At 66.1% G+C, this 13,906-nt stretch carries 10 protein-coding genes; 4 read left to right on the top strand and 6 right to left on the bottom strand.

The features are described from left to right. Positions 1–16 precede the first annotated feature (16 nt). The 4 genes from P8T11_RS01735 to P8T11_RS01720 are packed head-to-tail and all read right to left on the bottom strand — an operon-like array spanning position 17 to position 3,608. On the bottom strand, positions 17–949 hold the full coding sequence (locus P8T11_RS01735; protein WP_268078620.1) for an electron transfer flavoprotein subunit alpha/FixB family protein: 933 nt from the start codon (positions 947–949) through the stop codon (positions 17–19). Then, positions 949–1,698, bottom strand: coding sequence for an electron transfer flavoprotein subunit beta/FixA family protein (locus P8T11_RS01730; RefSeq protein ID WP_268078621.1), 750 nt, complete (start codon positions 1,696–1,698; stop codon positions 949–951). The genes P8T11_RS01735 and P8T11_RS01730 overlap by 1 nt, the downstream gene beginning before the upstream one ends. A gap of 58 nt (positions 1,699–1,756) precedes the next feature. Further along, on the bottom strand, positions 1,757–2,437 hold the full coding sequence (locus P8T11_RS01725) for a HutD/Ves family protein (RefSeq protein WP_268078622.1): 681 nt from the start codon (positions 2,435–2,437) through the stop codon (positions 1,757–1,759). Beyond that, positions 2,421–3,608, bottom strand: coding sequence for an NAD(P)/FAD-dependent oxidoreductase (locus P8T11_RS01720; protein ID WP_268078623.1), 1,188 nt, complete (start codon positions 3,606–3,608; stop codon positions 2,421–2,423). Before P8T11_RS01720 ends, P8T11_RS01725 begins: the two co-directional genes overlap by 17 nt. Positions 3,609–3,873: 265 nt before the next feature. On the opposite strand from P8T11_RS01720, the gene P8T11_RS01715 reads away from it, so the two are divergent. Genes P8T11_RS01715 through P8T11_RS01705 form a run of 3 tightly spaced genes read left to right on the top strand, consistent with a single transcriptional unit; the run spans position 3,874 to position 6,437 of the window. After that, entirely contained in the window at positions 3,874–4,872 is a 999-nt protein-coding gene (locus tag P8T11_RS01715; RefSeq protein WP_268078624.1) for an aliphatic sulfonate ABC transporter substrate-binding protein, read from the top strand. Between the two features lie 18 nt (positions 4,873–4,890). Beyond that, a complete protein-coding gene (locus P8T11_RS01710; RefSeq protein ID WP_100855280.1) occupies positions 4,891–5,661 on the top strand; it encodes an ABC transporter permease in 771 nt (256 codons plus the stop codon). After that, positions 5,649–6,437, top strand: a complete 789-nt coding sequence (locus P8T11_RS01705; RefSeq protein ID WP_050447955.1) for an ABC transporter ATP-binding protein — start codon at positions 5,649–5,651, stop codon at positions 6,435–6,437. Before P8T11_RS01710 ends, P8T11_RS01705 begins: the two co-directional genes overlap by 13 nt. Before the next feature lie 18 nt (positions 6,438–6,455). On the opposite strand, the gene P8T11_RS01700 is transcribed toward P8T11_RS01705, so the two are convergent. Then, on the bottom strand, positions 6,456–7,427 hold the full coding sequence (locus P8T11_RS01700; protein ID WP_268078625.1) for a LysR substrate-binding domain-containing protein: 972 nt from the start codon (positions 7,425–7,427) through the stop codon (positions 6,456–6,458). A 94-nt stretch (positions 7,428–7,521) separates the two neighbouring features. On the opposite strand from P8T11_RS01700, the gene cydC reads away from it, so the two are divergent. Further along, positions 7,522–11,175, top strand: coding sequence for a thiol reductant ABC exporter subunit CydC (gene cydC, locus P8T11_RS01695; protein ID WP_268078626.1), 3,654 nt, complete (start codon positions 7,522–7,524; stop codon positions 11,173–11,175). Here cydC and P8T11_RS01690 read toward each other — a convergent pair. Then, positions 11,147–13,768: a penicillin G acylase gene (locus P8T11_RS01690; RefSeq protein WP_268078627.1), complete on the bottom strand. Its 2,622-nt coding sequence runs from the start codon at positions 13,766–13,768 to the stop codon at positions 11,147–11,149. The genes cydC and P8T11_RS01690 overlap by 29 nt on opposite strands. Positions 13,769–13,906: the final 138 nt, after the last annotated feature.

The following is a 13,906-nucleotide window of genomic DNA, read 5'->3' as shown; positions in this document are numbered from 1 at the left end:
GCAGCCCTTGCAGCCCTTACAGCGACGTCGTCAGCGCCGGCACGACCTCAAACAGGTCGCCCACCAAGCCATAATCCGCCACGCCGAAGATCGGCGCATCGCCGTCCTTGTTGATGGCGACGATGGTCTTGGAATCCTTCATGCCGGCCAGGTGCTGGATGGCGCCAGAAATACCCACCGCGATGTAGAGCGCCGGCGCCACGATCTTGCCAGTCTGCCCCACCTGCCAGTCGTTGGGCGCGTAGCCCGCGTCCACCGCCGCGCGCGAGGCGCCCAGCGCCGCGCCCAGCTTTTCGGCCAGGGGGTCCAGCAGCTTGAAATGTTCGGCGCTGCCCAGCCCGCGCCCGCCCGACACCACCACGCGCGCACCGCCCAGTTCAGGCCGTTCCGACGCGGCGATGTCTCGACGCTTGAATTGCGTGAGGCCCAGGTCGGCCACGGCGGCAATGGCTTCGACCACGGCGTTGCCGCCGTCCTCGGCCGCCGCGTCGAACGCGGTCGGGCGTATCGTCGCCACCACGACGGCGTAGCCGCTCTGGACCGTGGCAATGGCGTTGCCCGCATAGATCGGGCGCTTGAACGTGTCCGGCGCCAGCACCTCGATCACATCCGATACCTGCTCCACATCCAGCAGCGCGGCAATGCGCGGCGCCACGCTCTTGCCCTGCGTGGTGGCAGCCATCAATACATGCGTGTAGACATTCCCGGCAGCGGCGACCGCTTGCGCGGCAAGATTCTCGGCCAGGCCATCGGCCAGATGCGGCGCGTCGGCAACCAGCACTTTTTCCACGCCCGCGATGCGCGCGGCAGACTGCGCCACGGCTTGCGCGCCCGTGCCCGCCACCAGTACATGGATCGGCATGCCCAGCTTGGCCCCAGCGGCAACGGCGTTGCGCGTGGCGCTGTTCAGGGTGTGGTTGTCGTGTTCGGCAATAACTAGGACCGTCATCAAATCACCTTGGCTTCGTTCTTCAGTTTGTCGACCAGCGCGGCCACATCGGCCACCTTGATGCCCGGCGCGCGCGCCGCGGGCTCTTCCACCCGCAAGGTCGACAGGCGCGATGCGGGGTCCACGCCCAAGCCCTCGGGCGTTTCGATGTCCACGGGTTTTTTCTTGGCTTTCATGATGTTGGGCAGCGTGACGTAGCGCGGTTCGTTCAAGCGCAAGTCGGCCGTCACGATGGCGGGCAGGGTCAGGTCCAGCACTTCCAGGCCGCCGTCCACTTCGCGCGTGACGCGCGCCGTGCCGCCGTCGATCTCGATGGCGCTGGCGTTGGTGGCTTGCGGCCAGCCCAACAGCGCGGCCAGCATCTGGCCCGTCTGGCAAGCGTCATCATCAATGGCCTGCTTGCCCAGGATCACCAGCGCGGGCTGTTCTTTCCGCACCACGGCGCGCAGCAGCTTGGCGACGGCCAGCGCTTGCAGCGCGGCGTCGGTCTGCACCAGCACGCCACGGTCGGCGCCAATGGCCAGCGCCGTGCGCAGCGTTTCCTGCGACTGCGCCGGGCCGCAAGACACGGCGATAACCTCCGTCGCCACGCCCTGCTCTTTCAGGCGCACAGCTGCCTCGACAGCGATTTCATCGAACGGGTTCATCGACATCTTGACGTTGCCGATGTCCACGCCGCTTTGATCGGCCTTCACGCGCACCTTGACGTTGTAGTCAACCACGCGCTTGACCGCGGTTAATACCTTCATGCAAACACTCCTGGGTCAGGGAATTTCGAATCGAATGGAACGGATAAAACAGAACAGGTCACACGGCAGCAAGCGCCAGCACGCGCACGTCCAGCACCACCGCGGCCACACCATCCCGCGCCGTGGGTTGCGCAGGCGTAAAGGCCCGCCGTGCATCGATGCCACAGGACACGCCGGCTGCGTAGTCGCCCGCCTCCAGCGCCACGCCAGCATCGGCCGCTGCCTGGTTCAAGCGCCCCGCCTGCGCCGCAACGACGATGCGCAGCGTGTGCGTCGTGGCGTCGCCTTGCGCCAGCCCACCCGCCTCTACCGCAGCAAGCCCGCCGCCCACGCACACGACGCTGGCCACCGCCGCGCCGCGCAACACAAACAGGTTCAGCACGCGTACACGCCCATTCATCAGGCGCGATTGAAATCCCGCATCGCCCACGAAGGCTGTGGCCACACCGGGTGCAAGCGTAATGCGCCCGGCATCGGCCACGTCGGCCACATCCGCCTCCTCCACAACCAGCTCCACACCGCCGCCCGACAACACCACCGACACGCGGTCATAGCCGGGAAAGCGGGAATACGGCCCGTCGCGGTCGATGTCCGCCACGCTCACCCGCCAGCGCGGCGGTTGCTGGGCGGCATCCACCGACAACGTGCGCGTCACGCCGCCGCCGTTCTTCCAGGGCTCGGGCGTGACCGCCATCCAGCTTGCATGCAGCGCGCGCATCGCGTTACGAGACGGCGCCAAGGCCGTACTTGCCGGTCAGCAACGCACCGCTGGCAAAGCGGCCGATGTCATACGGCTTGAGCGACACCTCCGTGGCCAGCCCCAGCGCTTCCTGCGCCAGCACGCGGCCCACGGTCGGCGACAGCTTGAAGCCGTGGCCCGAAAACCCGAAGCCCACGATCAGGCCCTGCACGCCCGGCACGCGACCCAGCACGGGGTTCCAGTCCGGGGTGACGTCATACACGCCCGTCCACGACGAGGCCAGGCCCGCCGTCTCGTAGGCGGGAAAGCGCGTTGCCACCTGCTCGCCCACTTCGGCCACATAGTCCAGCGGAATATCGCCTTGCTCGGCGTCGCTGTTTTGCAGTGCTTCACCCACGATGCCTTCGCTGACCAACATCTGGTTGCCGCCATAGCTGCGGCAATACAGCATGCCGGGCGAGGCCAGGTCCTTGAAGACCGGCATGGAATAGGTATAGGGCGCGGCCTCGCATTCCAGCGCCAGCACGGCGTGGCGCTCGGGCACCACGGGCATGGCGATGCCGGTCCAGCCCGCCAGTTCGGAGGTCCAGATATTCTGCGTGCTGATCACCACGGGGCTGGCGTAATCGCCGTCAGACGTGGACACGCCCACCACGCGGCCGTTTTCCACCAGCAGCTTTTTCACGTCCACGTTTTCGCGGATGGTCACGCCACGGCGGCGCGCGCCGCGCGCGAAGCTGGTGGCCACCAGATAGGCGTCGGCAAAACCGGCTTCCGGTTCGAAGCCGATCAGCGCGGCATTATCGAACGAGGCAATCGGCAGCAGCTCGCGGGCCTGGGCGGGGTTCAGCAATTCCAGCGCAATGCCTTGTTCACGCTGCTGATCCAGCGCGCTCTGCAAGGGCGCCAGCTTGTCGTCGTCAGCAGCGGTGATCAGATAACCGCACTTGACCAGGCCGCATGACGCTTCGTCGTCTCCGACGTAACTGGCGAAGTGGTTGAACACGTTCCAGGAACGCTGCGCCAGCTCCACGTTTTCGCGCACCGAATAATGGGTGCGCAAAATACCGGATGACTGCGACGTCGTGCCCGCGCCGATGGTCGCCCGGTCCAGCACCAGCACGTTCTTCGCGCCCAGCTCCGCCAGGTGGAACGCCACCGAACTGCCGATCACGCCGGCACCAATCACGATCACGTCATAACTTTTCACGACAAGGCTCCAAGGACAAGTGGCGCGAGTGTGAACCTGCGTTGTTTGGCCGATCGCAATATAAGCATCGCGAATACTTAATAAAAGCGCGGCAAGAACAGGGCATGACGAAAGCGGATTGCTTAAGCGCAGCGAATTTTGACCATCGCCGCTCCTTATATTCATGGCGTCGCGCGGCGGCCGGGTGAAAGTCTCGTCTGCCGCACCATAGAGTGCCGGCGACATGGAATCTATCCGTCAATCTACATCCACGTAGGGGAAAAACATGAACATGAATCGCCGCGCCATGCTGGTGCGCACCGCTGCCCTGGCGGGCGCAAGCGCCCTGGGCTTTCCGATGATCGGCCGCGCCGCCAATGCGTCCTACACGTATGGCGGCTCGGCGTGGCTGGGCCACTATTCGGCCTACATCGCCATGAAGACGGGCCTGTTCGCCAAGCAAGGCCTGGACATCAAGTGGCAAAGCTTCGCCACGTCGTCCGACCGCATGAGCGCCGTGATGGCCGGCAATATCGACCTGGCCGGCACCGGCGTGGTGTCGTCGCTGGCCTTGATGGCGGCCGGCGCGCGCCAATTCCAGGTGATCGCCACGCCCAACAACTTCGGCCGCGCCGAAGGCGTGCTGGTGCGCGAAGACGTGAAGTCGGTGGCTGACCTGAAGGGCAAGAAGATCGGCGTCACCTACGCTTCCAGCGCGCACGTGCTGCTGCTTGACGTGCTGCGCCAGGCGGGTCTGGACGCCGAACGCGACGTGTCCATCATCAACCTGCCGGCCACCAACCTGCTGTCCGCCTATCAGGGCAAGCAGATTGACGCGGCGGTGGCCTGGACGCCCGCGTTCGACCGCATCAAGGCGGTGCCCGGCACGCACGTGCTGCTGGATGACACGGCGTTCTCGCTCTACAAGCAATACGCCATCACCCCGGGCCCGGACGTGCTGCTGACGCACGCCAAGCTGGGGCGCGAGAACCCGGAAGCCGTGAAGAAATTCCTGCACGCCGTGTTCCAGGCCAACGCCATGCTGACCGAGCAGCCCGATGAAGCCGCCAGCGTGCTGTTGGAGCTGACCGGCCTGTCGCGGCCCGAACAACTGGCCGTCATCAAGCAGACGCAGTGGTATTCCGCCGCCGACCAGAAGGCCTTGATGGTGGACCCGGGCAACTTCGTCAGCGGCATGCAGCAATTGGCCGAGATGCTGGTGTCGCTCAAGCAGATCGACAAGGCGCCCCAGGTCAAGGACTGGGTCCAGGCCTCGTACCTGTAAACGCGGAACCCAATCGCCATGTCCGCGCGCTCGTCTTCAAAGGAAACACGGCTGATCTGGGTCAGCGTGTTTTCGCTTCTTGGCTTTCTGTTGCTGTGGGAAGGCCTGTGCCGCGCCGGCGCGGTCGACCCCATCTTCTTGCCCGCGCCGTCCCAGGTGCTGGCGCGGGCGTTGTCCATGTCCGACCAGGGCACGCTGTTCTACAACGTGTTGGCCTCCACGCGCCGCGTGATGGTGGGCTTTTTGGCGGCTGTCTTCGTGGCCATACCGCTGGGCATTTTGCTGGGCACGTCGAAGGTGGCGCGCGCCGTCTTCGACCCCATCATCTCGTTCCTGCGGCCACTGCCGTCGATGAGCTGGATTCCGCTGTCGCTGTTGTGGTTTGGCATTACCGAAACGCAGAAGTACAGCATCGTCTTCATGGGCTCGTTCGTGCCGGCGCTGCTGTATGTGATGGAAGCCTCGCGCAGCATTGATCCGGTGCTGGTGCGGGCGGCGCGCAACCTGGGCGCCAACCGCTGGCAGGTCATGCGCGAAGTGCTGTTTCCCGGCTGCCTGCCGCAGATTCTGTCGGGCATGAAGATCATCCTGGGCCTGTCCTGGACCTGCGTGATCTCGGCCGAATTGGTGGCGTCGCGGGAAGGCCTGGGCTTCATGATCATGAACGGCAAGGAATTCTTCCAGACCGACACCGTGGTGCTCGGCATGGTGCTGATCAGTTTCACCGTGCTGGTGACCGATCTGTGTTTGCGGCTGCTTGAACGGTGGGTGCTGGCATGGCAACGATGAACGAAACGATGATCCAGTTGACCGACGTGTCCAAGGCCTATGGCGACGTGACCGTGCTGGACAAGGTCAACCTGGAGGTCAAGCGCGGAGAATTCCTGGTGCTGCTGGGCGCGTCCGGCTGTGGCAAGTCCACATTGCTGAACCTGATGGCCGGCTTCATCCAGCCCAATACGGGCACGGTGGCCATCAACGGCAAGACCGTCACCGATGTGACCGCCGCCTGCGGCATGGTGTTTCAGCAGTACGCGCTGTTTCCGTGGCGCACGGTGCAAGAGAACGTGGAATTCGGCTTGAAGATGCGTGGCATGTCCAAGCAAGAACGTGCCCCCATCGCCCGCAAGTTCATCGAGATGGTGGGCTTGAAGGCGGCGGCGGACAAGTATCCGCATGCGCTGTCGGGCGGCATGAAGCAGCGCGTGTCGATTGCGCGCGTGCTGGCCAATGACCCCGACGTGATGCTGTTCGACGAGCCCTTCGCCGCGCTGGACGCCATGACGCGCCAGGTGCTGCAAGACCAGTTGCTGTCCATCTACGAACAAAGCGGCAAGACGATTGTGTTCATCACGCATTCCATCGACGAGGCGCTGACGCTGTCCACCCGCATGGCCGTGATGGGTTCAAAACCTGGCCGCATCGTGCAAGACATCCACAACGACCTGCCGCATCCGCGCAGCGCCGACGTGCAGTTGTCGCCGCGCTTTGTGGAATTGAAGCGGTCGATCTGGGAACGGGTGCAGGAAGAGGTCACGCGCAGCATGGAGCTGACGACCGACTAACCGGGTCTGGCCTGGCCGCTACCAGGCCCCCTGGCTGCGGCCTTCTTCGGCCAGGAATTCCACCAGCGCGGGCAGCGACGCATCCATCGGCCGGTTGGCGTGGATGCGCATCACATAGCCCCACGAGCCCGGCATGCGCAGTTGCGGCATCAGCGGCACCAGGCGGCCGCTGGCCAGATCTTCATCGATTAGCGGCGCGCGCCCCAGCGCAATGCCCACGCCCGCCGCGGCCGCCGCCACCACCGTGCTCAGACCGCTGAACACCATGGGCTCTTGCCACTCCGATTCCGCCAGCCCCAAGCGCGGGCCCCAGGTGCGCCAATCGGTTTCGGGGCTGTCGATATGCTTTTCCTCCAACCAGCGGTGCCGCAAAAACACGCGGGGGTCGCCGCGCTCGGCCTCGGCGATCAGCGCGGGGCTGCACACCGGCACCACGGTTTCGGTCATCAGCGCAATGTCGCCCGGCTCGGCCAAATGCGGGCCGCGCGCACGCACGTGCAGGAAGGCCAGGTCGATGTCCTGGCTTTTCCAGGCGGGGTCCTGGCTGGCGTGCAAGTAGACCTGCACGCCGATGTCGGGATGCAGTTCGATGAAGCGTCCGATGCGCGGCGCCAGCCATAGCGCGGCCAGCGAGGGGTTGGCCGACACGTTCAGCGTGTAGCGGCGGCGGCCGCGCGCGGTGGCGCGGACGTCGCGGCAAGCGGACGCCAGAAGGGTCAAGGCCTGTTGTACGGAAGCCAGCAATTTGGCGCCCGCTTCGGTGGTTTCGGCGCGGCGCACCGTGCCACCCCGGCGCAGCAATTGCACGCCCAGGTCCGTCTCCAGCGCGCGTAGCTGATGGCTGACCGCGCTCTTGGTGACATGCAGCTCGCCCGCCGCGCGGCTCAGACTGCCCAGGCGAGCAACGGCCTCGAACGCACGCAGCGCGGCCAGGGGCGGCGTGTGCGTGGGCAGATCGGGGGATGGATTCTGGTTGGGCAGATCAGACATGGAGTTGAGTTTATCTCAACCCTAGATTGAAAAAGACTCGCTATCGCAACCGCGTCGGATCAGCGACCATGCAGGCTCTGCATGGAGCATTGATATGTATTTCGACTCTCGGTTGTGGCGCTTGACGGCGGGATTGCGTGCCGGCATGGCGGGCGGCATTTTCCTGGGCCTGCTGGCGCTGGCGGCGGGCATTGCCCGCTATGTCTTCCTGGGCCAGTTGCTGGCCCGTGTATTCGACGGCGCGCCGTGGCAAGACTGGATCGTGCCCGCCCTGTGCGTGGGCGCCATGGTGCTGCTGCGCGCGCTGTTCGACCATTGGCGCACCGTGCAGGCCAACCACACCTCGGCGCAAATCCAGCAAACGCTACGCGGCAAGCTGTATGACCGTATCGTCGCCCTGGGACCCGCATGGTTCGCCAACCAGCGCACAGGCGGCGTCATGCTGACCGTGGTGGACGGCGTTGAGCAGTTGCAGACCTTCTTCGGCCAATACCTGCCGCAAGTCGCGATTGCGGCGGCCGCGCCCTTCGCCATCTTCGCCGTGATCGCGTTCTGGGACGTGCCCACCGCGCTGGTGTTTTTGGTGGCGGCGTTGTTCGCGCTGTTTGGCCCGATGGCGGTGCACATGCTGGACCGCCGCGCCAGCCAGGCGCGCACGCAAGCGCTGAATGCCTTCGGCGAAGACTTCCTGGACGCGGTGCAAGGCCTGCCCACGCTGAAGTCTTACGGCCAGGGCAAGGCCTGGGGCCGGCGTCTGGCGGCCCGTGCCCGCAGCCTGTCGGACAACACGTTCTGGGTGCTGTCGGTCAGCCTGTTGACGCGCGGCATCAGCGACCTGGGCGTGGCGCTGGGCGCGGCGCTGGCCTTGACGCTGGGCGCCTGGCGCGTGGCCTCGGGCGACATGAGCGTGGAAGCGCTGCTGATCGTGCTGATGGCCGGCACCGAGATCTTCCGGCCGCTGCGCGACCTGCGTTCGGTCTTGCACCGCGGCATGCTGGGCCAGTCGGCCGCCGTCAGCATCCATGCGCTGATGGACGCGCAGCCGCTGACGCCCGTGCCCAGCACAGCCTTGGGCGCGCGCAACACGGCCGGCCATCTGGCGCCCAACCAACTCGCACCCACCCACCTGTCGCCCACCATCGAATTCGACAACGTGGCGTTTTCCTACACGCCCGAGCGCCGCGCGCATCAAGGCCTGGCGTTCAGCATCGCGGCGGGCGAACGGGTCGGCGTGGTCGGCCCCAGCGGCGCGGGCAAGTCCACCATCGTGCGGCTGCTGTTGCGCGAATGCGTGCCGCAAGCGGGCGTCATCCGCGTGGGCGGGCACGATGTGAACACGCTGGACACGCAAACGCTGCTGTCGCAGATTGCGCTGGTCAGTCAGGACATCACGCTGTTTCACGGCACCATCGACGACAACCTGCGGCTGGGCCGGCCGGACGCCACGTACGAGCAGGTGCGCGCCGCCGCCCGCGCCGCGAATATCGACGACTTCATCATGGCGCTGCCCGACGGTTACGCCACCCGCATCGGCGAGCGCGGCCTGCAATTGTCAGGCGGACAACGCCAGCGCGTGGCCATCGCGCGCGCGCTGCTGCGCGACGCGCCCATCCTGATCCTGGACGAAGCGCTGTCATCGGTGGACACCGAAAACGAAGCGCTGATCCAGCAGGCGCTGGACCGCCTGATGGCGGGCCGCACCACGCTGATCCTGGCGCACCGGCTGGCCAGCGTCATCGGCGCCGACCGCAGCCTGGTGCTGGATCAGGGCCGCGTCGTGGAAGCCGGGCCGCATGCGCAACTGATGCGGGCGCGCGGGCTGTACTACCGCTTGATGCACGAGCAGGCCGAGGCGCATCAAAACCCGTCTGCCGGCGCGACCGCCTTGGCCTCAGCGCCGGTGCTGGATGCCGCCACGCCCGAAGACGATGACGGCGGTGACGGCGGCGCAAGAGGCCCCGCCTTGCGGCCCTTGGATGTCGATGCCGAACACGTGGGGTGGCGCGCCACGCTGGGCACCTTGCTGTCCGTGGTCAAGCCCTGGCGCGGCACGCTGACCGCCACCATCCTGCTGGGCGTCGCGCGGGTGGCCGCCTTCATCGGCGTGGGCGTATTCAGCGCGCTGATCGTGGCCGCCATCCGTGACGGGCGCGAGGTTTCCGCCCTGATCGTCGGCCTCTTGATCTGCGCGCCGCTGGCCGCCCTGTTCCATTGGCTGGAATCGTGGCTGGCGCATGCAATGGCCTATCAGTTGCTGGCCGACATGCGGGTGAAGCTGTTCGACAAGCTGGAGCGCCTGGCGCCCGCCTACCTGTTGCAGCGCCGCTCGGGCGACCTGGTCGCGCTGGCCACGCAAGACATCGAGATGGTCGAGTACTTCTACGCGCACACCATTGCCCCCGCCATCGTGTCCGTGCTGGTACCGCTGTCGGTGCTGGGCTTTCTGGGCGTATATAGCTGGCCCGTAGCCTTGGCGCTGCTGCCCTTCCTGGCCTATGCGCTGGTCTCGCCCGTGCGCGGCCGCCGCCATATCGATGCGCTGGGCGACAAGGCTCGGCAGGCGCTGGGCGAAATGAGCGCGCACACCACCGACACCATCCAGGGCCTGGCCGACCTGACCGCCTTCCAGGCCACCGACCGCCGCCGGGGCCAGTTCCTGAAAGTGGCTGACCAATACCGTATCCGCCGCCTGGACATCCTGCGCGACCTGTCCAAACAAACGGCCTGGTTTGAAGTGGCCATGGGATTGGGCGGCCTGGCCGTGGCGGTCGTGGGCGCCTTGCAGGTGTCGGCGGGCGCGCTGTCGGCCAGCATGCTGCCCTTGCTGGTCTTGATTGCGATGGCGACCTTCCTGCCGGTGTCTGAAATTTCGCAGGTCAGCCGCCAATTGGCCGACACCATCGCCGCCACGCGCCGCCTGCACGTGGTCAGCAACGAGCCCGAGCCCGTCACCGACGGCCCGCTGGCGCCGCCGGTGGCCACGCATGGCTTGTCCTTGGCGTTTGAGCACGTCAGTTTTGCCTACCCCGGCAAACAGGAAGACACGCTGAAGGACTTGAGTTTCAAGGCACCGGCCGGAGCAACCGTGGCCATCGTGGGCGCCTCGGGCGCCGGCAAAAGCACCGTGGCCAGCCTGTTGCTGCGCTTCTGGGACCCGCGCCAGGGCGTGGTCAAGCTGGACGGTCTGGATGTGCGCCAACTGCAATTGGACGGCTTACGCGAACGCGTGGCCCTGGTCACGCAAGACACCTACCTGTTCAACGACACGCTGGAGGGCAACATCCGGCTGGCGCGCCCCGAGGCCACGCCCGACGACTTGGCGCGCGCGCTGGACCAGGCGGCGCTGACGGCATTCGTACAGCAACTGCCCGACGGGCTGGCCACCAACGTAGGCGAACGCGGCATGCAGTTGTCGGGCGGGCAGCGCCAGCGCATCTCGATTGCGCGGGCCTTCCTGAAAAACGCGCCGGTGCTGATCCTGGACGAGGCGACTTCGCACCTGGACACCTTGTCCGAGATGCAGGTGCGGGCCGCGCTGGACGCGCTGATGCAGCACCGCACCACCCTGGTGATTGCGCACCGGCTGTCCACCATCCGCAACGCGGACCTGATCCTGGTGCTGGACCGCGGCACGCTGGCCGAGGCCGGCACGCATGACCAATTGCTGCGCAAGCAAGGGGCCTATGCGCGCCTGGCCAGCCACCAGGGCGGCTACACGGTCAGTAGCGCAACGTCTCAACCGACGTAGCGTTGGCGCGCACCTCCGCATCCGTGAACCAGACGCGCTTGCTGCCAAAGTGGTTGTACAGGTCGAACTGGTCGCGGGTGTGGACAGACGGCGTGCCGTCCGGCGCCACGAAACCGCTCTGCCCCGGCGCCACCACATCCACCGCGCGCACGCCCTTGCCGTCGAACACCGTCATGTTGTTTTCGGTGCCCCGGTTTTGGGTGGCCGCAAAGCTCAGCACCGCCTTGTCGTCCGCCTGCGGCACACCCAGGAAGTTCTTCGGCGCAAACACCATGGGCGGCGCGGGGATGCGCCACGTGGCCGGATCCTGGCCATACGCTTTTTGCAAAGCGGCCAGGGCTTCGTCCAGCGCGGCCAGGCTGACCGCTTCCGGGCGCTTGCCGTTGAAGAAGTCGTAGGGCTGGGGCACGCCGGCGTCGGGGCCAGCCAAGGCGTTGAACAAGACCTTCACGCCCACGGTCAGGTTGAGCGAACCGGTGGCCGGCGTGGCGGGGGTGGGATAGCCCGTGGCGCTGTACCACTTGAAGAAGTCGGCGGGCATCTCGTCGGCCAGCGTGCTGCGCAGCATGGCGCGCAGCCAGGCGTCCATCACGGCGGACCCGGCGTTGTCGTAGTAGCCGGGCTGTTTGTCGCTAGTGCCCATGCCGTCCCAGGTGGACAAGTCGGCCACCAGCCGCGCGCGTGCGTCATCAGCTGGCAAGCCCGCCACGGCGCGTTGCAGGAACGGCAGGAAGTGGCGGCGGTTGACGTCGGCGTAGCTGGTGATGCGGATCAGGTCCCACATTTGCTGCGCGCTGATCTTGCCGCCATCGGCCGTCATGGCCTTCATGCGCGTTTCGATTTCGGCGTAGCGGTCGGCCTGGCCCCACACGATGGCGAACAGGTCGGTGGACGGATAGCCGCGCATGGGCTGGTTGTTCCAATTGGCGATGTAGCCTTGGCGCGGGTTGTAGACCTGCGGGTTGGTGGCGAACGGCAGCATGCCGTCCCAGTCCATTTCACCCGTGCCGGGCACGGGCAGGCGCGGGTCATGGCCGGGTTTGCGCTTGGGATAAAAGCCCGTGTGGGCGTAGCCGATGTTGCCGCGGTCGTCGGCGTAGTACCAGTTGATGGTCAGCGCATGGCGCGCGGCCTGCTGCTTCCACTGGTCCCAATTGCGCGCCTGCGTCTTGTGCGTCCAGGCCATCAGCGATTGCAACTCAAAGCCTTCCCATGCGCGCGCCTTGGCATAGGCCACATGTTGCTTGTCGTCGAACTTGGTCACGATGCCATGCACCGTGCGGTACACGTCCATCAATACCGGCTTGCCGTCCTTGACCTGGATAAGCTCGGTGCGCTTTTCCATCGTCTTCCATTCACCATTGTGGAAATAGCGGGTGCGGTCGGCGGGGTCGAGCTTTTCGGCGTAGATGTCCACGTCGTCGCCAAAGCCTGCCGTGGAGCCCCAGGTGACGTGCGCGTTGTGGCCAAACAGAATGCTGGGATAGGCGAACGGGGTGTTGCCCACCACGTCGTAGCCCGCGCCGTGCAGGCCGATGCCGTAGGTGTAGGCCGGGTTCCACCAGCCGAACTGCGGGCCGTTCAACAGGATGGAACGCGCGTCCTTGGCGTGCTCGCGGCCCACGATCCACATATTGCTGGTGGTGGGAAAGCCGGCGATGCCGGGCTGGCCGCTTTGCGCGAACTGCGCCAGCAGGCGGGCGGGCGCGTCGGCGGGCGCGTCTTGCAGCACGCCGCGCGTTAGCGGGTCGCGCGCCACGCGCTCCAGCATGGGCGGCGTGCCGTCGTAGCGCGGCAAGGCGTAGGACAGTTTGGCGGGCGCGCGCGCGGTGGCGGGCTGGTAAGCGTTGCGCGAGTGGCCGGCGGGCTGATAGGTGGCGGGCTGATAAACCCCCTCTTCTTCCGGCACCGTGGTCGGCGCGCGGCTGTCGGTCATCCAGCGCAATTGGTTGAAGATCTGCATGGCGCGCGCTTCGCCGTGCTTGTCTTGCAGCGCGGTCAACAACGCCAGGTTGTCGATCTCGCTATTGGCGTCCGAAAACCGGTTGGCCATGGTGCCCACGAACACCATCGCCACGTCATAGGGCGTCCAGTCGGACGGCTGGAATTGCAGGTCGTTGAATTCCTTGGGCATCAGCGTGCCGGGTTCGGCGCGCACCCGCGCAATCCATGCATTCATGCCGGCCGCGTAGCCGTCCAGAATCTGGCGTTCGGACGCGGGCAGCGCCGCCAGTTGGCGCTGGATACGCTCGGGCGAAAAATTGCCGCGTATCGATTTGTCGAAGGCCACCATTTTTTCGCCCAACACTTCAGCCACCAGGCCCTGCGTGCTGCGACGCGCCATCTCCATCTGGAACAGGCGGTCTTGCGCCACCGCGTAGCCGTAACCGTAGAAGATGCCGTAGACCGTGTCGGCGTAGACGTGGGGCATGCCGTAGCCGTCGCGGCGGATGGTGACCTGCCGGGCGGCGGGGCGCTGGGCGTCGGCGGTGACGGATGGCTGGGATTGCGGCTGGGATTGCGCTTGCGCGGGGGCTGCGCCCACGCCGGCGCAGGCTGCCAGGATGGCGGCCGACAACAAATGCTGCTTCATTGACTCTGTCTCCAAATTGATAAACCGCGCCATGCTTGCGAGCGACCTTCAGCGCGGGATGCGGCGCCTCTGGCGGGCGCCGTCCGGAGACCATGATAAGAAGCCGCTACTTATAATGCCAATGCATTTATGTCATGG

It is taken from the genome of Achromobacter spanius (assembly GCF_029637605.1).
GTDB classification, from domain to species: domain Bacteria; phylum Pseudomonadota; class Gammaproteobacteria; order Burkholderiales; family Burkholderiaceae_B; genus Achromobacter; species Achromobacter spanius_E.
The sequence above is the reverse complement of the archived record's forward strand: the minus strand, read 5'-3'. Positions and strand labels throughout refer to the sequence as shown.

Bases quoted from the DNA above. Each gene is read 5' to 3' on its own strand.
- P8T11_RS01735 (WP_268078620.1), bottom strand. From the start codon at position 949: ATGACGGTCCTAGTTATTGCCGAACACGACAACCACACCCTGAACAGC.
- P8T11_RS01705 (WP_050447955.1), top strand. From the start codon at position 5,649: ATGGCAACGATGAACGAAACGATGATCCAGTTGACCGACGTGTCCAAG.
- P8T11_RS01715 (WP_268078624.1), top strand. From the start codon at position 3,874: ATGAACATGAATCGCCGCGCCATGCTGGTGCGCACCGCTGCCCTGGCG.
- cydC (WP_268078626.1), top strand. From the start codon at position 7,522: ATGTATTTCGACTCTCGGTTGTGGCGCTTGACGGCGGGATTGCGTGCC.
- P8T11_RS01700 (WP_268078625.1), bottom strand. From the start codon at position 7,427: ATGTCTGATCTGCCCAACCAGAATCCATCCCCCGATCTGCCCACGCAC.
- P8T11_RS01690 (WP_268078627.1), bottom strand. From the start codon at position 13,768: ATGAAGCAGCATTTGTTGTCGGCCGCCATCCTGGCAGCCTGCGCCGGC.
- P8T11_RS01730 (WP_268078621.1), bottom strand. From the start codon at position 1,698: ATGAAGGTATTAACCGCGGTCAAGCGCGTGGTTGACTACAACGTCAAG.
- P8T11_RS01710 (WP_100855280.1), top strand. From the start codon at position 4,891: ATGTCCGCGCGCTCGTCTTCAAAGGAAACACGGCTGATCTGGGTCAGC.